The sequence below is a fragment of the Sphingobacterium thalpophilum genome, from assembly GCF_038396785.1.
Taxonomy (GTDB): Bacteria; Bacteroidota; Bacteroidia; order Sphingobacteriales; family Sphingobacteriaceae; genus Sphingobacterium; species Sphingobacterium thalpophilum_A.
On the sequence record NZ_CP151087.1, the window covers coordinates 5,352,405 to 5,372,914 of the forward strand.

Here is a 20,510-nt window from a genome sequence, read left to right on the forward strand (position 1 = left end):
TTTTATGATATCCCGTATTCAATTTAGTGTTGTTCTATTTTTTATCTATTTTAATTGCTATTCGCAATCTAAATACGTCAATCCGTTTATCGGTGCGGTTACCAGTGGTGAAAAAGCCGAAACCGGTGGGCATGGTTTCGGTAAAACTTTTCCAGGGGCAGCAACTCCATTTGGCTTAACACAGGTTAGCCCCAACACGATCACAGGTGGAGATAATGGTTCTGGATACAACTACGAGCATACCTCCATCGAAGGATTTGCCTTTACACAAATGAGTGGTATAGGCTGGTACGGTGATCTAGGTAATTTTTTAGTCATGCCGACCACAGGAGAGCTGAAAACTTCGGCAGGCAGTGCCGAACATCCGGAAAAAGGCTACCGCTCTCGTTTTTCCAAAAAAGATGAGAAAGCAGGTGCCGGTTACTATGGAGTGGTGCTTTCAGATTATCATATAAAAGCTGAAATGACCGCTACACCGCATAGCGGTATGCTTCGGTTTACCTTTCCCAAACATAAAAAGTCGCGGATTCAGATCGACTTAGCGCGGCGAGTAGGAGGTACATCTACGGAACAATATGTGAAAGTGGTGGACAATCATACCATCCAAGGATGGATGAAGTGCACGCCCGAAGGTGGAGGTTGGGGAAATGGTGATGGGAAGGCAAATTATACGGTCTATTTTTATGCCCAATTTAGTAAGCCTTTTACCGATACAGGAGTATGGAGTTGTGCCCTTCCAGAGGGGCAAAAACGGAAATTGGAAGATGTCACAAGTGCCAGTTATCAAGAGATGGTTTCCAAATCTGTCGTCACAAAAAATATCGGCATTATGGAAGGTAAACATTTGGGGTTTTATACCGAATTCCCTACACAAGCAAATGAGCAGGTCTTAATGAAAGCTGGAATTTCATTTGTCAGTATGGAGGGAGCCAAAAATAACCTTGAAACAGAAATCAAAGATTGGAACTTTAACAATGTATTGGAGCAAATGCAGAAACGATGGGATGATGCATTAGGGAAAATCGAGGTTCACGGCGGGACAGAAGACGAGAAAACTGTTTTTTACACAGCTTTGTATCATTCGATGATCGATCCGCGAGATTTCTCGGATGTAGATGGAAAATACGTTGGCGGTGACGGACATATTCACCAAACGAAAGATTTTACCAAGCGAACAGTATTTAGCGGCTGGGATGTTTTTCGAAGTCAGTTTCCTTTGCAAACGATTATTAATCCGACTATCGTAAATGATATGATCAATTCTTTGGTGACATTGGCCGAAGAAAGTAAACAGGATTATTTAGAACGTTGGGAATTTTTGAATGCGTATAGTGACTGTATGATCGGAAACCCTGCCGTATCAGTTATTACGGACGCCTATATGAAAGGGATATCCAACTTTGATGTAGAAAAAGCTTATAAATATGCGCGACAGACTGTTGAAAAATTTGGAAATGGAGAAAAGGGAACTACAGGAGAAATTTCAACGACATTGGAATACGCTTATACAGAATGGTGCCTGTCTCAATTAGCAAAACGATTAAATAAAACGGCTGATGTGGATTTATATGCTCATCGTGCGCAAAGTTATAGAAACCTATTTGATCCCACAGTCGGCTGGTTTCGACCGAAAGAACAAGATGGTACATGGAGTAAATGGCCAGAAACGGGCCGCTTAACCCAAAATTATGGCTGTGTTGAGAGCAATCCTTATCAGCAGGGATGGTTTGTCCCTCATGATGTGGATGGACTTGCAGGCCTTTTGGGTGGTAAGCAAAAAACCATCGCGGATCTCAATAGTTTTTTTGAACTCGCTCCGCAAGATATGATGTGGAATAATTATTATAATCATGCCAATGAACCGGTGCACCATGTGCCATTTCTATTTAATCGTTTAGGAGCGCCATGGCTCACGCAAAAATGGACGCATGAAATTTGTTCACGTGCCTATCATAATTCAGTTTATGGTTTAATTGGTAATGAAGATGTAGGGCAAATGTCGGCTTGGTATGTATTGGCGGCGTCTGGAATACATCCTATTTGCCCAGGCGACACACGTTATGAGATTACAAGTCCTGTGTTTGATACGATCACCTTTAAACTTGATCCAAAATATTATCCTGGGGCACAGTTTGTAATCAAAACAGAAAATAACTCGCCTGAAAATCGCTACATCCAAAAAGCTGAACTTAATGGCGTCCCTTATAATAACTGTTTTATAGATCACAATGAAATTATGCGAGGCGGAACCTTGGTATTGTTTATGGGGAACGAACCAAATAAACAATGGGGACTCAGTAAAATTGTTGAAAGCAAATAAAATCAAAGTTTTAAGCAAGTATCTGAAAGTCGCATCAGTAAATGTTTTGGCAAAATAAAAGATGAATTACTTTAAAAAACAATTCTATATCCTGTGTCTATTGGGCGTATTGGGCCAGGCAAAGCAGAGCTATAGTCAGCAGCTGCCGCTATTTAACAAAGAAAGCAACAGCCTGACTGGAGACTGGCTAATAGGAACTCCCCAGGCGAAAGCAGGACTTTTCAAGACGAAAGAAGGTCATTTGGTCTTTTCCAATGGTTTGGTCAGCCGTACATTTACGACTTTTCCAAATGTAGCCAGTATTGGTTTGGATGAATTGACTGGAAATACAGCATTTCTACGGTCGATTCGACCTGAAGCTAGCGTAACAATCGATGGGTTTACTTTTGATGTTGGCGGATTGGAAGGACAGAAGGTACATAATTATTTACTGAAAGAATGGATCCCGAGTTTAAAGGCAAACCCCATGGTTTTTAAATTCCATGACTATAAAATTGAAGATACAAAGCCCCGTTTTGGCTGGAAGAAGAGACCAAACTGGATGCCTAAAGATATGCCTTGGCCTGTGTCGGGCAAAGAGCTGACATTTACTTATAAATTGGATAAACAGGCGATCGATGCGCTTGCCGCAAATAGCAAAAGTGACCAAAACAGGGTATTGCTGTTGGAGGATAAATTTCAGCATCTAGATTCCGGATGGAAGTTGATGGTTTCAAAATCACATGAGCGTAATTCCTTTGTCAATGAAGGAAAAGTAGGCGAAATTATGGCACTGGAAAATGCTGCTGTGTTCGCTGAAAGAACAGTTCCTCAAGAGGTAAAGGTACTCGTAGCCAAGATGAATAAAGGTACTGATCAATCCAGCGATTGGGGATTAGGTTTTGGACTAACCCTAACGAATAGTAGTCCCCGGCTTTATTGGAGATCAAGCGAAGGCAAGGTTGTTTTTTTTGATGGCAAACGTGATAACGGAACTTTCGAAGTTGGTAAAGCAGATCAGCTATGGTTTAGATATGAAATAGCGGATAAAGAATTATTGGCACAAGCCTCTTTGGACGGACAACAATGGCATACTGTTGGTTATCTTCCACTAAAGTCGGGTGACAAGATACAACTGGTCCGTGTCGGAAAAACGGATCCAAACGGCGGGAATAAGGATGGTAAGGCTTCGATAAAGGAAGGTCGCTCCAAAATAGAAGGTTTTTGGGCATACGGTGATTTTCCATCTCAATTTGCAGGCGATCTGTCCAATAAACTTGCTTATATGAAAAACGTTACGGTACAGGTTCATTATGATCTTTATGATGACATGCCGATCTTTAGTAAGTGGATTACCGTGCAGAATCAGTCGGACCAGGAAATTGTGGTTAATAGCTTTAAGAGTGAGCAATTGGCTGTATTTGAGCCCGAAAGTTCGGTAGATTATAGAAGCCGTTGGTTATACCCTAATATCACCGTGGAAACAGATTATACATTTGGCGGTATGAGCGAGGAAGTCGTCTATTCCTCGAGTCTGGAGTGGAAAAAAGACCCGCTATATACGACACAGGTTCACTACGACCAGGAGACACCCTGTCTGTTGGAAGTTGCACCTAAAATGGGACCTGAACAACAGGTTGCTGCCGGTGGAGAATTTGCAAGCTATCGGGTTTGGGAGCTGTTGAACGATAGCTGGGAACGGGAACGTAAGAGCCTTGGATACCGAAAAATGCTGCGTTCCATGGCGCCATGGGCAACTGAAAATCCGATATTGATGCATGTACGGAGTTCGGATAACGAGTCGGTAAAAAAGGCAATTGATCAAGCAGCAGAAGTTGGTTTTGAAATGGTGATAATGACCTTTTGGTCTGGATTCAATGCCGAAGATGATTCTCCCGAAAATCTCAAGCGTATGAAAGAGCTTGCTGACTATGCGCATAGCAAAGGAATTGAACTTGGAGGCTATTCGCTCCTGGCCAGTCGGCATATTGATGCTAAAAATGACGTTGTGCTACCTGAAGGCATGCATCCTCGCTTTGGAAGTTCACCTTGTATTGAGAGTGAATGGGGCCAAGCTTACTTCAAAAAGCTGTATAACCTGTATGAAAGTTCGGGATTGGGCGTATTTGAGCACGATGGATCCTATCCTGGAGATTGGTGCTATTCCACCGATCACCCCGGGCATCAGAATGAAAAAGACTCGCAATGGAATCAGTTTAAACGGATCACTGATTTTTACAAATGGTGCCGTGAAAAGGGAATCTACCTGAATATTCCGGATATGTATTTCTTGAATGGCGGCAACAAAGTCGGGATGGGCTATCGAGAGGCAAACTGGTCGCTTCCGAGGGCACAACAGGAAATTGTGGAAAGACAGAATATCTTCGATGGTACCTGGGCGAAAGCACCATCCATGGGATGGATGTTTGTTCCTTTGGTAGAATATCAAGGTGGAGGCAAAGAGGCGACGATCGAGCCTTTGAAGGATCACCTACCACATTACGAGCAACGCTTGGCCAATCTATTTGGCGCAGGTGTACAGGCCTGTTATCGTGGGCCACAGCTTTATGACTCCCCAGAAACAAAAAATGTAGTGGCCAAATGGGTGAATTTTTACAAGAAACACCGCGAAGTTTTGGACAGTGATATTATCCATGTAAGACGTCCTGACGGGATGGATTATGATGCTATTTTGCACGTGAATCCGGCGGGGAAAGAAAAAGGATTACTAATGATCTATAATCCATTGGACGAAGCGATAAAACGAAAAGTTAAGGTCAACTTGTACTATACCGGCCTGATAGGAAATGTACAAGTGGTTGAGCAAGATCAAAACAGTAGGACAATGCCATTGAATGCAGCCTCGGAAGCGATCTTTGAGGTCAATATACCGGCAAAAAGTCAAACTTGGTTCGTCATTAAGTAAGCCGTTCGGCGAACGTTTCGGATCAAGACTTCAATTTTTTAAAGAGTCTTCTCATCACGATGATGAGAAGACTTTTTTTTTGACTTGACTTACGTGTTATTTTGTGTGCGACTTTATCTGATTGACAAGAGTTCACCACATGTGTCTTTTCGGATCAGGTTTGTCGTCGTTTACGCAATGGGATAAGCCATGCTATACGTTATTCAATATGGAGCAATTTTTTGTGCTGTTGCGAAGAATGGCGCTTCCATTGGAGAGCCTTTTAAGAATAAGTCAGATAGGATCGCAAAAGAAGAAAACTCGTTTATTGTCAGTTTTGGACTTAATTAAAAAGGTTCTTTTTACTTAACGTCTTTTTTCTCCGGCCATTTTACAAACACGCCCGTTTCGAGTGTAAGTTCACCAGTTGCAGCATTATAACTATCCTTGGATAGAATAGGAATTTCACCGGCTACTTTACTTTGTTCGGGATTATGTGTACGATTATGGTAAGTCGGCACTTTTTCAAGCTTGACCAATTTACCATTGATGCGTAGATTTTTTTGAACAACGGTTACTTTAGGCAATTTATCGTATCGGATGACATTCAACCCTTCGAGGTCCCGCGGTCTTTGGGCGAAATCAATAAAATACTTGTATTGCTCCAAGAACGATGTGATGTGCTTTTTCATCTGGATTTTTTTACCCGGGAAGGCTAGGGACCCTACATTGACCACTTTTTTTGTGCTTAAATCTTCGACATACATGGTGACCCAGGAATGTTCATAATCGCCCCAGCTGAAATAGGTTTCTTTGGGGTTAATAGTATCTGGAACGGCTTTGCCTGCGCTATAGCCATCTTTTTTTAGTGTGATGCGATAAGAACCTTTGTGCCAGCCTACGGTATTGCGGACACTGATAAAATCACCCTCCGCATCTGAACTGGCATAATATCCTGTAGTTTTTAAAGCCTTTTTTGTCCGTTCAAACCAACGTGAAAAGATGCCATTAAATTTGATATCTTCTTCTTTACCAGTCTTAACACTGATACCGCCACCGGCAGATTGAATACCACAATATAAAGGCATATTGTTTAGGGATATATTAAAGGGTGAAATGTAAAATGAATAGTGGTCTGGGATGTCATCTTGTACAATAATATCAATGGAAATAGAATGGAAATCATTGACGGCTGAGTCCAATACATAATAGGAATTGGTATGCTGTTTTCATATTTTTTTTTAAGCTCCTCTTTGGTTTGGGAAAAGGCTGTGCCACTGAATAAGGTAAGTGGTACGAGCACCGCCAAAATATTTTTTATCAATTTCATAAACAGTTTTAATTGTGTTCACCAATATACTTTTTTTTCTTTTAGCAGTAAAGGGCTGATTAACCGGTCGATTCAAATAGTACACCAGACGAATCGTAAATCATTTTTGGCGAATTGTAAACGGGGGGAGAATCTCTGACCGAGCACTTTATATTTGGTTCCAAGAAATGCCAAGAACATAGATTGGAGTTTTTTTTGAAGTAGGGAGTGAACAGATCTTAATTCGCTAATTCATTGTGCTGTAAGTTTATGTGTGCCATTTTAATTTTAATTGTCATAGTAGATAGTGCCTTATACTTAAGGTGAATGTTTTTCATAGGTAGTAAGCCGTAAAGGACTCCCCGTTCTTGCGGCTTTTTTGTGTCTATTGGCCAATTATAAGAATTGCTGGCTAGCGTAGTCCTATAGTCAGTTTGCTAGGAGATCTTATATTTCTTGGCTGTTTTAGGCTATGATAAAAAAAATAAAAAAAGTCAAAATTTCTTTAGGACGTTTTGTCTTTCCCGTTGTCATCATTGTATAAATGGAGATTTTGGCCGTTAAAAATCCATTTGCAATGCAACTACTATGAAATTTTAGCCTATTAATCATTTTTAGCATGGCACTGACTAATAAAATATTCCAACAAAGTGAGATTGAAAGTTTTGAATTCAATCACAAAGTTTTAAAAAACTGTTCATTTATCGATTGTACGATAAAAGGGAAAAGCTTCATGAACTCCATGTTTCGTGATTGTAAGTTCATTCGCTGTACCTTTATAGACTGTAACTTTCAGTCTGTTGTTTTTCAGGAATCTGGGCTTTGGATGGAAAGTACATTCGAAGCGAACGATTTTTCGAAAGCCATTATTGGAAATTTAAAAATTGAAAAGTCCTCCTTCCTTTACAATACATTTGACAAAACAACTTTCGATGGGACAAATTTGGTTCATGTGGTTTTTAAAGGAAAGATCAGTTCTTCATGGTTTTATGGAATTCCTTTTACAGAAGATTTATACTCTACCAATCTTTTTATTCTCAAAAAAGCCAAACCATTAAAAACTCCCTTGATAAATTTCGGTCATGCGGAATTGAAGGACGTTATATTTTCTCGAAGGCTAGATCTCTCCAGTACGGTTTTTCCAAACCAGGAACATCTTAAAATCATCAATAATCCAAGACGTTTTTTTGACAGTTTCCTCAAAAGGTCAAAAGAAGTATTCACGGATAATGAATCGTTAGTTTTCTGTCGGGACTTGGTAGATAATGTCTTGTATAAACCCGAAAATAGGGGTATGCCGATCATATTGGTTGATTTAAATCAATTTTATCCCTCATTGAATGAAAATAGAGATCGTCTTATTGTTGATCTCCTGAAAGCGGGATAATCATATCATTCTATATATAATTGTTAATGCAAAGCCGTTTGGAGTTCCCAGCTCTAGCGGCTTTTTCCCTGTATCCCTGCCGTTGCCATTGTTTGCTCTTGCCAGTGCCTTTGTTCACTCTTGTTCCTCGTAAACGCCTACCTGAGACCTAATGTTTATCTGGTTCACGAGGTAAACACTAGGCGATTCATAGGAATTTGATTGGTTAATTGTAAAAGCAGGGCCGAAGCAGTCCAGTCAAAAGGCAGTGCAAGGGCCATAACTAATGGCGGCGGTTAAAATGCAAGCTGCTGTATCATAGTTTTCTTATATTTTTGTATATATAAGAAAATTAGGTATATTTAATTAATTGTTTAAGATGAAGGAATGAAAGATACGAAGTTATTAAAAGGCACTTTACAAACGATTATTCTAAAGCTATTGTCTAGAACGAAAAGAATGTATGGCTATGAAATGACTCAACAAGTAAAACTCTTAACCGAAGGAGAGTTTATTCTGACTGAGGGAGCGCTCTACCCTGCATTACATAAGCTAGAAGCGGAAGGACTCCTGGATACAGCAATAGAAGTAGTCGATGGAAGAGCAAGAAAATATTACTCCCTGACAGTGAAGGGAAAAAAAGCTCAGGTAAGTAAAATGAAAGATGCGTTGACCTTTGTGGAGAAGTTACAGGTTATCTTGAACACTAAACCAATTGTATCATGACAGAAAAGAAATTGACCAAAGAGGAATTAGGTATTCTGATGGATTTTATTCGTTCTAAAGGATATCGTTATGTTGATGTTCAACTTGAAATTCTGGATCACTTTGCTTGTAAGGTAGAGGAACTCATGTCTTCAGATGCCGGTATATATTTCAATCGAGCCATTGATCTCGCTTATGCCAGTTTTGGAGCGGCAGGTTTTGGAAACATTGCCGCTAGCTATGAATTGAATCTGCAACGTAAACAGATCAATAAATTTCCTGCTGATTTTTTACAATTCGTCAAGCATTGGCATAGTGCAATTTATATCGTGTACTTCACATTGTTCTATTATTTTGTGCCGCTCGATGCAGATGCTTTTTGGACCGGATTAAAATTAGGGATGATCGGTACACTCGTTTTTTATATTCCAGTATACTTATTGCGGCATCGGCCTAGAGGGAGCAAATACTGCGTTTATCGCAATTATCTTGGTTTAACGATACCGATTATGGTTTTGATCATCGGGTTGGTTTCTTCTGAATGGATCGTTAATTATATTCCTTTAGCTTTGTATCGTGTTGTTATTCTTATTTTTATGTATGTTGGATTAGGAATTTTGTATATATTTGAAAAGAATCTAAAGGCCATTGTCCGACGGGTAGATGAGATCGAAGTGCTGCACCAGAGCTGACGATTAATTTTTTAAATTATGAAATATCTTTTCCTGTTGTTACTAAGCATTTGTTTTTTGTCCAGCTGTGACAAAGAAGATATTGACTTTGACTCCACGGAGGTCGGTGGTGGAACAATGGCTAAAAGGTATCAATTTGAAGGGCGTTCCGTCGGGTTTTCGGTTAGCCAGATTTACGTGGATGGTACCACAAATAAAAACTTCTATTTGGGGACAGTTTGGGGATTAAAAGATACCACACCGCAACTAAAACTAACTTCCCTTCGTAACTATTATAAACCTTTCAAAAGCACAATTTCTTCTACACAACCCACTTTATCTCCCATTCATATTATTCCTGGATTTGATGCTGTGCGAGCTTTCGCGAAGAAAAGCAAGGGGGAACCGGCTGTTTTGAAGCAATCATCGGTAGGGGCATTTTTCGATTATAGGGCAATACGTTACCATCTTAATAATAGCCCTGACGTAGATAGTGTACTCAAATTGGTCCGTCACCATGATTCCACCACGATAAAAAGAGCTAATAGCCTGTTGTTGCGTCGAGAACATATTACATTTAGTCTCCAGGCGGATCTGAAAGACTATGAACAGGCTTTTAATAGGGATGCACTTGGGAAGTTAAAAAATACAGGTTATAATCCCTACTATGTTTCCTCAGTCAACTATGGTACACACTCAATCATGATGGGAGAAAGTGATTTTCCACGAGGTGATCTTAAAAATGTATTGGAAAAATTGCTGTACAATCAATTTCTGACGAAAACCGACGAAACGGTATTAAAAGGGTCCGACGTATTGGTTTATCTGCGCGGTGGACGTCAAACAAGTTTTATTAGACGCGCGACAGGTCTGGATGAAATTAAAAAACTTGTCATTGATTATAAAAATGAACTTGAACTGCAACAGAATAGCTTTGATTATCCCATTAGCTATAGTCTAGGAGGCCTTAATTCCCATGGGCACCTGAAATTCTGGTACTCTTATGATTTTCTCGTCCGTGAGGAAAAAGAGTAATTTTTATTTAAACAAATAGATAATTAAAGAATATTTTTTACATTTGGCCAATTGTCGCAAACGGCATTATAGTGTTGTTTTTTGTCTATCTATTTTAAATGTGGCATAACCATTAGCCTTTTTGCTTCAATACCATTATTAGCTATAAACAATTATTAAAGAAGAACTATGGAAGAAACAATTAAGACATTGATCTACGTTCACGCATTTTTTGGTGGGATAGGATTGATTACCGGCCTGATAAGTGTGGCTGTAAAAAAGGGGGGAGCAGGGCACAAGAAAATGGGGATTATATTTTCCTATGCGATGGTGATTAGTTCTTTAATTTCACTCGTTATTGCGAGGATGCCGGGCCACGAAAACACATTTTTATTTTTGATCGGTATCTTTACCATCTATCTCATTCTAGCAGGTAATCGCGCATTGACTTTACGCAGTAAAATTAAACAAAAGGCCGATTGGAAAGACAAACTGATTTCCGCCACGATGCTACTTGTATCGATCGGTATGTTATGTCTTGGTTTAATTGGATTGGTACAACAGGTGGCAAATTCTGTTTTATATGTCTTTTTTGGTGGTTTTGGTGCATTTATGAGTATTCGGGATTTTCAGCTGTTTAAAAGTTTCAAAGAAAAGAAAAATGCCTGGCTGGTCAGTCACTTGGGCCGTATGGTAGGCGCATTGATTGCGTCGGTGACTGCATTTTTAGTTGCTGGGATTCAGCTTGGCTCAACACTGGTTTGGATTATGCCAACTATCATTGGCACCGTGTATATCATCTATTCCAATCGAGCATTGAACAAAAGTAAAGTACTTCGTACGGATTTGCATTAATCTAGCGAGTTCAAATCAAGCATTAAAAAGGCCTAAGTAAAAAACTTAGGCCTTTTTAATGCTTGATTTTATGCAGATGAATCGTTGTCAGGAGGCATTTTTTATGACTTTTTTTTACGTTGATTTTTGATCCAATTCAATGCAATAGCACTTGGTTCACGCGATGCCGAAAGGCTTGTATTGTGATCTAATAAAGGAAATAAGCAATATTCGAAGAGCTTTCCCTGTGCTTTCAGTGCATTGATATGTTCAATCGATAAGCCTACAGGTATTTGGATATCTTTGGATCCAAAAAGCCAGAGTCCTGGAGTTGTTATCGTTTTAAGTGATGTCATCGGATCGGTATTTGTAAATTGATAGCGATCTGGATCATTCGCTACATGTTGTCGGGCCTCGGCTTCCGTATGTTTATCCCAAAAATCTTTTTTTCCATTTGTAAAGAACTGGAAGCGGAGCTGCTCACGGGCAGGGATAACTGCTCCACTGTACAATACAAAAAAGTCGACCAAAGGATTTTGGTTAGTAGCTAAAGGAATGATCCATCCCGCTTGGCTGAATCCCAATAGCCCCATAGGAATGTTCGTTTTCCCTAGCTGCTGATGGAATACTTTTACCGCTGCTTGTGCATCTTTAGCGAGGAGGTGGAGGTTGGCAGAATCGATATTATTGGTACCGACCTCAGGGCCAGCATAGGTCCCCTCAGATTTTCCTACTCCGCGCTTGTCATAAGTAAATACGGCAATACCGTTTTTGGCTAAATATGAGGCAAACTCCATCATTCTTTTCTCTTGTCCAGAACCATGTATGAGGACAATGGCAGCATGGGCGCTTCGAGGCTGAAGCATGGTTCCTGCCAAGTTAATACCCTCACTCTTAAATACAATATCTTTTGTAGACCAGTCTAAAGATTGCGCTTTTGTATGCTGTGCAAAGAACACACAATAAATGGCGATAAGAAAAGGTAGCGTACTAAATGTAATCCGCTGTAAGGGAGAATAGTTCGTCAAGGAACAGTCTAATGGATAAGTTTTAGGCATAATTAATTCGGTGTTAAATTTACTTTTGTCTAAAGTAATGGGTTTAATTCTAAAAAGTGTGCGTTTTTCGGTAGACTGTGGATTTGAATCGGTAAATCGTACTATTTTCGTTGTAAATGGCGGACTAAAATTCTCTCGAATCCTCTGCTTGGCATTTCGCAGATACACTATGTCCATTCCTGAAAAAAGTTTACAAAAGGTCTAATACAGCTCTTACTTTACGGTTGGTCTTATACGGCTCTTGCTTCACAGTTGGTTTTATATGGGGGGCTATATTTTGTGGGTAGAAACTAGCGATCAAATTTACTTTTGATCCGTTTTATAATCGTTATTTCTACGGAACTTATTCGGTCTTTATTCGCTTTCATCCGAATGAAGTCCGAATGAGGTCCCTATAAAGTCCGTGTTAGCTCCCTGAAAATTAAGAAAGTTTGTGGGAAATAAAATAGCGATGGAATAAGATTCGTTAACAGTGTTTTAAGTTTTTCTTTCGTGTTGTATAACGTAATATATCCTTTATCAAAAGTTAACATCTGAAAATTATTTTTGAGTTGAATGAAGCGATTGTTCCTTTGGTAGTTTTCCTTAAGGAAAACTCAGCAAGTAAGAAAAACTCAGCAAGGACAACCATAAATCTTATGAAAGAATAATATGCAAATTTTCTGCAACATGATTCCTCTCTTAGGGGAAACCGATCTTAGTACTGGACTTCTTATTGTTTTTGCCCTTTGTTTATTTGCCGTTGTGGCCTTTGAATTTGTCAATGGCTTTCATGATACCGCGAATGCTGTTGCAACGGTAATTTATACCAAAGCACTTAAACCAATTGTAGCCATTCCTTGGTCTGGCTTTTGGAATTTTCTAGGTGTTTTTGCAGGTGGGATCGCAGTGGCTATGGGAATACTTAAATTGGTGCCTCTCGATACCTTAATGGCACTACCGGTTTCGGTAGGCGCTTGCCTGGTCCTTGCTGTATTATTAGCGGCTATTATCTGGAATTTGGGGACTTGGTATTTTGGTATTCCTTGTTCGAGTTCACATACCTTGATTGGTGCCCTTATCGGGGCTGGTATAGGCTTCACCTGGTATTATGGTGGCAGTGGTGTCAATTGGCATAAGGCCGAGGAAATTGGTCTTTCTTTGATTCTCTCACCTTTGATTGGTTTTGGTCTAGCGGTGTTATTGATGCTCTTTTTAAAGCATGTCGTCCGTTATAAAGCACTTTTTCACATCCCACAAGGGGAAGATGACAGACCTCCCTTGTTAGTACGCGGTATTCTTATACTGACCTGTACATTGGTCAGTTTTTTTCACGGTAGCAACGATGGACAAAAAGGAGTAGGACTGTTTATGTTGATCTTAATTGCATTTCTGCCTGCTCGTTTTGCAATAAACCATTCCGTACCAGATGCGGCTGTCATTAAAACGCTCGATCAAACGGAAATCGTGTTACAGACAATTGCTTCCAGTAATGTCGCTCAGGGAACGATGTTTGTGCAAGTCAATCAGGAGATTGAACAAGTCAAGCTGCATTTGATGGATAAAAGTGTAACGGATAAAGCAGGGACTTTTAAATTCAGAAAAGAGGTTGAAGGTTTAGTTAAATCCATTGCTACATTAGAGAGCAGTAAACAGATCGATATCAATCCTGAAAATCGATTGGAGCTTAATCGTAAGTTGGGCGAATTGAAACATCTTACGGACTTTGCACCGATCTGGGTGATCTTAACTATTTCAATCGCCTTAGGTCTTGGGACAATGATCGGTTGGAAACGTATTGTAGTAACGATTGGTGAAAAAATAGGAAATGAACATTTAAGTTATGCTCAAGGAGCCTCAAGCGAGATTGTTGCTGCTTCGACAATTGGTATCAGTACCGTATTGGGTTTGCCGGTTAGTACAACGCATGTGCTTTCAAGTGGTATTGCCGGTTCAATGGTCGCTTCTGGAGGAAAGAGCAATCTAAATAAAGGGACACTCAAAAGTATCGGTCTTGCCTGGGTACTTACTTTACCCGTGTCAATTGGCTTGGCATTATTACTATTTGTATTCTTCCATCTTTTTATTTAGTTGATTGTTATCTGAATGTTTTTGTCATCCATTGCATTTGTACACATGGCTATTGACAGGTAAATATTAAAAACTTAAAAAATGAAACAAATTCTTGTTGCCTCCGATTTTTCAATCAATGCAAGTCATGCTTTGCGTTACGCCTTGTCTTTGGCTTCTCGTTTGAATATGGAAGTTGCTGTTGTACATGCCATACACCCGACAGAAGGGATCAACAACAGTACTTATAACGCGATCTTTATAGAAGATTATTACGCTAGAAAACGTGCTGCTTTGCAAGAATGGACTGATCAGGTGGTCCAGGAAAATAAATACAATGACCTCAAAGTGCGAACCGTTGTTGAAGTAGGTTATCTGCGTAATGTAGTCACAAAGTATGTTGAATATACGGATGTTTCTTTTTTGGTGATGGGAATTACCGGGGCGACAGGCATTAAAGAAATTGTCGGTAGTAATGCGAGTATGGCTGTGACAAAATTGCGTATTCCGACCTTGATTGTACCTCCTGAAAGTAATCTGTCGGTTATTCCAGTCATTACATTGGCAACGGATTATAAAACAACAAAATTGTCTGTTCGTGATGTCAAAGCGCTCAATCGTATTTTAAAACTTTCAGACCCCAAGAAGTTGGAAATTCTACACGTCTCAGAAAGGGATTTGGACGAAAAGCTGGTGCGTAATGGGGAGAAAAAAATGCGTCAGTTGCTTCCTAACGTAGATATCAACTTTAATTATGTGGATGAGGATGATACACGGCCATCACATGCGATCATTGACTTTGTTGAAAACAATCAGACCGATATTCTGTGTTTGGTCAAACGCAACCATAATATGATTTACCGTTTATTTGCAAGTAGTACGGTGAATGAAGTTTTGAACCGATCAGTTAAAGCGATTTTGGTTTTGCATGAATAATCTGAATGGAAACTTTTTTTACGCTATATATCAAGCCGTTTTGGATTTTCCAAGCGGCTTTTTTCTTGACTTTACCAATGCTGCAGAACGCGTTAGCGCGGAAAATTCGAGTTGTCTGATCCATTGTTTAAGTCCCAATTTTCGGAATCGCTAAATTGAACAAACGGTTGCGTTTTGATCAGAGTTGCCAATGCTGATAATTCTCGTTATTATCGTAAGGTTATAGTCTGTTCGTAAGCAGATTGACTATCGTTTGTTCGTTTATAAAATAAGAAAATTGTGAAAAAATATCTATTTCTTGCAGGTATTCAGGTAATGTCAGCGTTAGGGCTATCGGCTCAAACGACAAGTTCAAATGTACCATTACAGCTATTGGGTACCCGGAGTTGGATCCGTGTAGACATGAAGGATAATCAACCGAGCATATCCGGAGCGAAAGTCTTTTGGGCAAAAACGAATAAGAAACCGCAGACAGCCAATGCGATATTGGCAGAAGGTGCCAAACGTTATTATATTCAGCAGGTAGAGCCTGAAACGACCTATTATATCTGGGTAGAATCTGCTACAGGAAAATCCTTGGCAAATGGAAAAGTGTATACGAGCAAGAGATGGCAGCTGGATAATACTGAACTCGATGAAGAGCGAAAGAATCCAAGTTCAAGAGCAGTTCCTGTTGGTATGGAAGTCTATTGGCAGGATGAATTTAACGATCAATTACTTAATCGGAATAAATGGACGACCAACTATTTTTCATCCTTGAACTATCTGAATGCAAAATCCAAGGATGAAATGTTGCATGATCGTTTGCCACAACCCGCTTATACTTTAAATGGATCAGCGATCAATCTGTATGTCAACGATACTATTCCCAAACGGATTTTTACAGCGGGTGGCAACCAGAAGATTTCATCCATCCAAACCTACGATTGGAAGTCCAATGAAAATTTACTGGACAACAGCAAAGGTGGGTACTTTGAAGTTAAGGTAAGACGTAACAGACAGGGGAGTCCCAAGGGAACAAATACAGCTTTTTGGTTTGATTCACCTGGACCAGATATTCGTTATTATCTTCAAGAAGGATCCGAAGTCGACGGAATTAAAGGCATTCGCCCCAAGGGACAGCTTTTTGAAATCGACGTTTTCGAATATATTACGGCTCAATTTGTGATACATGGACATGTTGATCAAAAAGGGGTATTTCAACGTAACCTTGCTACACATATTGCAGAGGGGTATGAACATGTCGGACAATGGGTAACACATGGGGTATTGTGGACACCCACAAGTATTAAACATTATATCAATGGAGATCTGATCAAAGAATATACGAATAAAAATCAGATTTATTCACCCAACCACTTTTTGAACGTATTTCTTGGAGCCTATGGATCTGAAGGCGGAGTCAATATGGAGGTCGATTATATTCGGGCGTATAACTGGCCTTTAAAAGATGGTAATGAATTGCCTAATCCAGATTTTGAGGGTAAATCTGGCCTTGCACCTTGGGAAGGAGCAGCCGTCATCGAAGAAGGGCGCGGAGAAAAGGGGAGTAAAGCGGTGGTACTTGCGCCGGGTCAAAAAATAGAGCAATATGTTTATTTGGATCCCCAACAAGACTTCAAACTTATCTATTGGAGTAAAGGAGACAAGGTCCAGGTGGAAGTCGATGATGTCGCTGCCGTAACAGGAAAGTTGTCGAATTTAAAGACGTTAATACCTGATTTAGGAAAAAAGGGTGGAAAACAAGAGGTTGATTTTGCTACTGGCAAGGAGATTAATCCGAATAAAAAAAATGTTCGGATCGGATTTACCAATGTAGGAACGGGAAACGCATCTTTGGATAATATCACGTTGAAGAAAAGGAAATTATAATTCTGTTTTTTTAATAAATATTGGCTCCATGTATATCACGTAGGAGCCATTTTTATGTTTTTTTATTTGCTAAATGTTTCTTTTGATATGCTGAAGGTGACATATTTGTCTGTTTTTTGAAGAAATGAGAGAAGGTAGCGGAGTCCTGAAAACCCAATTCAATCAGTGTAGTCTTGATTGGATTGGCCCCCAAACTCAGCAGGTGCATAGCTTCCTTTAACAAACGATTATGAATCAGTTTGAGGGGGCTAGTCTCCATGTATTGCTGTGTTTGCATCCAAAGACTTGTTGCAGTTATATTCAATAAATTTGCGTAATAAGCGACATGGTGTTCTTGTTTGTAATGAAGTTCTATTAATTCAAGAAAGCGATTCAGGCTGGCTGGATAAGTGTATGGTGCTAAATTATCGATGTGTTTGGTTAAGGAGCCGTTAATCTCTAGTAAGCTTGTTTCCAAACGTGATAAAATGAGTGATAATGTTGGCTGATAGCGATAGAGTTCATTACGGATCTTATCGAATTCATAGCGGAGCGTTTCAAATTTATATGGCGTGACCTGAAGTATCGGATAATCTTTAAGGAGTTTTATGTTGATTGAAAGCGTATGACATAATTTTTCAAAATTTTGCCAGGGAATTCTAAAATGATAAACAGCGGTTTCTTTGAAAAAATAGAAAGAACTTGACTGACCGGGGAACATTAGATGAATTTGATAACCCATCATATTATGTTGCTCCTGATCAATCTGACGCGTACCGCCTTTCGAATGTATCAAGATAAGAGTCACCACCTCTTTGCTTTTGAGCATATGGCAGGTGTGTACCCTGATATTTCGCATTCGATATAAAAAACCGAGATGCTCTACCTCGTCGTCGCATGTTGTTATGTTTGCAGCATTAAACATGGTTATTCTGGTCTGGGGAGCTGTTAAATACACGATTTGTTTTATTAAGTTTTTACGATTATTATTTAGCGGTTATAGGGATATTCCTGTACCCAATGAAACTTGCGCTGTATTAATTCGAAGGCTTGCACGTCTTGTTTAATAAGTTTAATGTGCGCTATATGGTCATCAAAGGTTTTTGTCAAAAGAATGTTTCCGTCAGGGTTGATCTGATAATCAAATTGATAATTGTTAAGGGTAATTTTCTTCCCGGCTGCATCGATAACAACGCTCTCCATTTCTGGGGTATAGTCTGTGTTGCGTATTAAGACCTTGTTGTTATCAATTTCGAAAACAATAAGTCGCCAATCTTCGGGGATTGATTTGCGTTGTGTTCCCGCTTGTTCAATTCGGTAGATTCCATATAGTGGTGACTTCGTTAGGTACTCAGCTATCATTTTTTTTGTACTTAATATGCCCATGCCCTGTTGCACCATAAAGAGAAGTAACACGGCCAATTTGGCGATAAACAAGCTTTTTCTTTTCCAGCTTTTGTTGAATAGGGGTTGTTGGATAGGGAGTAACTGTACAGGTTTTCCTGAAATAAAAATTGTGAACAATGCTTTTAGGTAGGGAAGCAGTAGAAATATGGAAAATAGCAGGAGTGCTGTGGAGACCATTTTAACAGGAACATCATAAAAATAATTAACGGCCATAATATTAATACTTGTCGCAACTGTAATTAGTGCACCAGCAACCACCGTTTTTCTGAAAAGCAATAAGCCGGATAATATTTCTACTGAACCAATAAGTATATTGTAGCCTTGAGAGTAACCGATATAGGTCCATGCGAGGCCCATGGGGGAATACTCGCCCAATGGCTGCAGAAGTTGTGTTAACCTCGGCGGTTGCATTTGCATATAGAAGACTTTGTACAGTCCATAGTTAATAAGCATAAAAGCAACATAATAGCGAATTGCTGTGGTTAACCAATAGAAAAGGATTGTGTAGCTGGCTCTTCTTCGATCCAATATGGACCATAAAGCCGCCCCAACGAATGCCAGCAGGAATAGGATCAATAAGGATATCCAGGCATAGGAGGTATCTCCACTTCCGTTGATGAAGATGCTGTGGTCGTAAGAATAGCCCAATATATTTTCTGCAAACCAGGGAGTCAACCTTTGCATGAAATGAGTAAGAGGGATGCTGATATATCCATATAACGGATAAGTACCGTTATTAAAAACAAGAATAAAGGACAAAATGAAAATAAAGGAAAATCGAAAACCTAATTTTCTAAAGGCAGGCCACCGTTCTGGGGCGTTTTCGTTAAGAATATGCATAATTAAAGTTTACTGTATTTAAGTTAATATTTTTTGGTAAAATAGATCGTATGTTTATTGAAATAAATAATCGATTAAATAGTAAATAATCATTACGATGTATTTGAACAGAAGTTTTTATCTTGCTCTTAAAAAATAAGAATCATGGACAAGATCAAAGAATATTTTGAATCGCTCGTTGTCATGAATGATACGGACTGGGAAGTATTTTCCGCTAAGCTTGTTAAGATGGAGTTTCCAAAAAAATCACTGATTTTGGAAATCGGAAAAACTGAACAGTATTTATCTTTTATTGAAAAAGGAATTGTACGTTTCAATATCCCAAAACTGGACTATGATTTTACTTTTGGATTTGCTTTCGAAAACTCTTTTGTAAGTGGGTACGATTCCTTCTTGACGCAGCAGCCTTCATCGTATCATCTCGAGGCAATAACAGATTGTATTTTATGGCGGATATCGTTTGAGGATCTCCATGCGGTATATCAAACAACAACGGTTGGGAACCTAATTGGTCGGAAAGCGGTTGAGGACATTTTTCTAAAAAAAATGAAACGGGAACTGACGCTACTTGAAGATTCGGCAAAAACCAGGTATATCAATTTGGTGCGTGAGCAACCCGAACTGATTCGCAACATTCCCTTAAAATATCTGGCTTCTTATATTGGTATTAGACCGCAATCGTTAAGCCGGATCAGGAAAGAAATTTATTAACAAATGTTCATTGATAACAAAAGGAAGGGCACCTATTTTTGTTATAAAAAAGATGAAACCATTTTTTGTTTTAATTGTCGTTTGCATTATTTCCAATCTCATCCTATTGCTGTTGAAGGGGGAGATGGATATTCTATTAGCGGGTAAAGTTGGATTGGCGGTGATGCTGTTGTTCACTGCATTGGGACACCTACTTTATACCAAAGGAATGATGTTGATGCTGCCCGACTTTGTTCCATGTAAAAAAGAAATGATCTATGGAACCGGTTTAATGGAATTCATGGCTGCAATTGGGCTATTTGTCCCGCAGGTGAGCCGCATAACGGGAATCCTTTTAATTGTCTTCTTTCTACTGGTATTACCTACAAATATTCGGGCAAACTTAAGGCGTATCAATTACGAGACGGCTACTTTTGATGGCGCCGGTCCAAACTATTTGTGGTTTCGTATTCCGTTTCAAATCTTGCTAATCGCCTGGACCTATTATTTTGTGGTTCGTTAAAGTAGTTTTCTTAACCAAAGCATAGCAATAAATTAACATAGTGTTGTTTAGTT

The 20,510-nt window shown here is 39.4% G+C and carries 16 protein-coding genes; 12 read left to right on the forward strand and 4 right to left on the reverse strand.

Annotation, left to right across the window (positions count from 1 at the left end; translation table 11 throughout):
- Positions 1–4: 4 nt before the first annotated feature.
- Positions 5–2,320: a GH92 family glycosyl hydrolase gene (locus tag AACH28_RS23615; protein ID WP_341831698.1), complete on the forward strand. Its 2,316-nt coding sequence runs from the start codon at positions 5–7 to the stop codon at positions 2,318–2,320.
- A 61-nt stretch (positions 2,321–2,381) separates the two neighbouring features.
- Positions 2,382–5,225 (forward strand): hypothetical protein, encoded by a 2,844-nt coding sequence (locus AACH28_RS23620; RefSeq protein ID WP_341831699.1) that lies wholly within the window; start codon positions 2,382–2,384, stop codon positions 5,223–5,225.
- Between the two features lie 341 nt (positions 5,226–5,566).
- Here AACH28_RS23620 and AACH28_RS23625 read toward each other — a convergent pair whose 3' ends face one another.
- Positions 5,567–6,406, reverse strand: coding sequence for a hypothetical protein (locus AACH28_RS23625; RefSeq protein WP_341831700.1), 840 nt, complete (start codon positions 6,404–6,406; stop codon positions 5,567–5,569).
- A 726-nt stretch (positions 6,407–7,132) separates the two neighbouring features.
- Here AACH28_RS23625 and AACH28_RS23630 point away from each other — a divergent pair.
- The 5 genes from AACH28_RS23630 (at position 7,133) to AACH28_RS23650 (ending at position 11,124) form a co-directional block, all read left to right on the forward strand.
- Complete coding sequence (locus tag AACH28_RS23630; protein ID WP_075993511.1) at positions 7,133–7,900, forward strand: pentapeptide repeat-containing protein; 768 nt, start codon at positions 7,133–7,135, stop codon at positions 7,898–7,900.
- Between the two features lie 366 nt (positions 7,901–8,266).
- Positions 8,267–8,605, forward strand: coding sequence for a PadR family transcriptional regulator (locus tag AACH28_RS23635; protein WP_088162303.1), 339 nt, complete (start codon positions 8,267–8,269; stop codon positions 8,603–8,605).
- Positions 8,602–9,276, forward strand: a complete 675-nt coding sequence (locus AACH28_RS23640) for a hypothetical protein (RefSeq protein ID WP_341831701.1) — start codon at positions 8,602–8,604, stop codon at positions 9,274–9,276. Before AACH28_RS23635 ends, AACH28_RS23640 begins: the two co-directional genes overlap by 4 nt.
- Before the next feature lie 18 nt (positions 9,277–9,294).
- Complete coding sequence (locus AACH28_RS23645; protein ID WP_088162301.1) at positions 9,295–10,290, forward strand: hypothetical protein; 996 nt, start codon at positions 9,295–9,297, stop codon at positions 10,288–10,290.
- A 168-nt stretch (positions 10,291–10,458) separates the two neighbouring features.
- Positions 10,459–11,124: a hypothetical protein gene (locus AACH28_RS23650; protein WP_341831702.1), complete on the forward strand. Its 666-nt coding sequence runs from the start codon at positions 10,459–10,461 to the stop codon at positions 11,122–11,124.
- Between the two features lie 101 nt (positions 11,125–11,225).
- Here the strand turns inward: AACH28_RS23650 and AACH28_RS23655 are convergent, their stop codons facing one another.
- The gene (locus AACH28_RS23655) at positions 11,226–12,338 is read right to left on the reverse strand and encodes an alpha/beta fold hydrolase (RefSeq protein ID WP_341831703.1); all 1,113 of its coding nucleotides are present in this window, start codon (positions 12,336–12,338) and stop codon (positions 11,226–11,228) included.
- Between the two features lie 492 nt (positions 12,339–12,830).
- On the opposite strand from AACH28_RS23655, the gene AACH28_RS23660 reads away from it, so the two are divergent.
- The 3 genes from AACH28_RS23660 to AACH28_RS23670 all read left to right on the forward strand — a co-directional run bounded on the left by AACH28_RS23660 (position 12,831) and on the right by AACH28_RS23670 (position 17,018).
- On the forward strand, positions 12,831–14,231 hold the full coding sequence (locus AACH28_RS23660) for an inorganic phosphate transporter (protein ID WP_341831704.1): 1,401 nt from the start codon (positions 12,831–12,833) through the stop codon (positions 14,229–14,231).
- Between the two features lie 81 nt (positions 14,232–14,312).
- Positions 14,313–15,146: a universal stress protein gene (locus tag AACH28_RS23665; protein ID WP_145327879.1), complete on the forward strand. Its 834-nt coding sequence runs from the start codon at positions 14,313–14,315 to the stop codon at positions 15,144–15,146.
- 279 nt (positions 15,147–15,425) lie between these two features.
- Complete coding sequence (locus AACH28_RS23670) at positions 15,426–17,018, forward strand: family 16 glycosylhydrolase (RefSeq protein WP_341831705.1); 1,593 nt, start codon at positions 15,426–15,428, stop codon at positions 17,016–17,018.
- A 52-nt stretch (positions 17,019–17,070) separates the two neighbouring features.
- Here the strand turns inward: AACH28_RS23670 and AACH28_RS23675 are convergent, their stop codons facing one another.
- Both AACH28_RS23675 and AACH28_RS23680 read right to left on the reverse strand, forming a co-directional pair.
- Positions 17,071–17,826 carry an AraC family transcriptional regulator gene (locus tag AACH28_RS23675; RefSeq protein ID WP_336834342.1) on the reverse strand — a complete coding sequence of 252 codons (756 nt, stop codon included), beginning with the start codon at positions 17,824–17,826 and terminating at the stop codon, positions 17,071–17,073.
- A 161-nt stretch (positions 17,827–17,987) separates the two neighbouring features.
- On the reverse strand, positions 17,988–19,088 hold the full coding sequence (locus AACH28_RS23680; RefSeq protein WP_341831706.1) for a hypothetical protein: 1,101 nt from the start codon (positions 19,086–19,088) through the stop codon (positions 17,988–17,990).
- A 300-nt stretch (positions 19,089–19,388) separates the two neighbouring features.
- Between AACH28_RS23680 and AACH28_RS23685 the strand changes: the two genes are divergently transcribed.
- Entirely contained in the window at positions 19,389–19,955 is a 567-nt protein-coding gene (locus AACH28_RS23685) for a Crp/Fnr family transcriptional regulator (RefSeq protein WP_075993501.1), read from the forward strand.
- Between the two features lie 52 nt (positions 19,956–20,007).
- The gene (locus AACH28_RS23690; protein ID WP_075993500.1) at positions 20,008–20,457 is read left to right on the forward strand and encodes a hypothetical protein; all 450 of its coding nucleotides are present in this window, start codon (positions 20,008–20,010) and stop codon (positions 20,455–20,457) included.
- The last annotated feature ends 53 nt before the right edge of the window (positions 20,458–20,510 follow it).

Bases quoted from the DNA above. Each gene is read 5' to 3' on its own strand.
- AACH28_RS23615 (WP_341831698.1), top strand. From the start codon at position 5: ATGATATCCCGTATTCAATTTAGTGTTGTTCTATTTTTTATCTATTTT.
- AACH28_RS23645 (WP_088162301.1), top strand. From the start codon at position 9,295: ATGAAATATCTTTTCCTGTTGTTACTAAGCATTTGTTTTTTGTCCAGC.
- AACH28_RS23675 (WP_336834342.1), bottom strand. From the start codon at position 17,826: ATGCTCAAAAGCAAAGAGGTGGTGACTCTTATCTTGATACATTCGAAA.
- AACH28_RS23630 (WP_075993511.1), top strand. From the start codon at position 7,133: ATGGCACTGACTAATAAAATATTCCAACAAAGTGAGATTGAAAGTTTT.
- AACH28_RS23685 (WP_075993501.1), top strand. From the start codon at position 19,389: ATGGACAAGATCAAAGAATATTTTGAATCGCTCGTTGTCATGAATGAT.
- AACH28_RS23660 (WP_341831704.1), top strand. From the start codon at position 12,831: ATGATTCCTCTCTTAGGGGAAACCGATCTTAGTACTGGACTTCTTATT.
- AACH28_RS23690 (WP_075993500.1), top strand. From the start codon at position 20,008: ATGAAACCATTTTTTGTTTTAATTGTCGTTTGCATTATTTCCAATCTC.
- AACH28_RS23655 (WP_341831703.1), bottom strand. From the start codon at position 12,338: ATGGACATAGTGTATCTGCGAAATGCCAAGCAGAGGATTCGAGAGAAT.
- AACH28_RS23650 (WP_341831702.1), top strand. From the start codon at position 10,459: ATGGAAGAAACAATTAAGACATTGATCTACGTTCACGCATTTTTTGGT.
- AACH28_RS23665 (WP_145327879.1), top strand. From the start codon at position 14,313: ATGAAACAAATTCTTGTTGCCTCCGATTTTTCAATCAATGCAAGTCAT.
- AACH28_RS23620 (WP_341831699.1), top strand. From the start codon at position 2,382: ATGAATTACTTTAAAAAACAATTCTATATCCTGTGTCTATTGGGCGTA.
- AACH28_RS23640 (WP_341831701.1), top strand. From the start codon at position 8,602: ATGACAGAAAAGAAATTGACCAAAGAGGAATTAGGTATTCTGATGGAT.
- AACH28_RS23635 (WP_088162303.1), top strand. From the start codon at position 8,267: ATGAAAGATACGAAGTTATTAAAAGGCACTTTACAAACGATTATTCTA.
- AACH28_RS23680 (WP_341831706.1), bottom strand. From the start codon at position 19,088: ATGCAAAGGTTGACTCCCTGGTTTGCAGAAAATATATTGGGCTATTCT.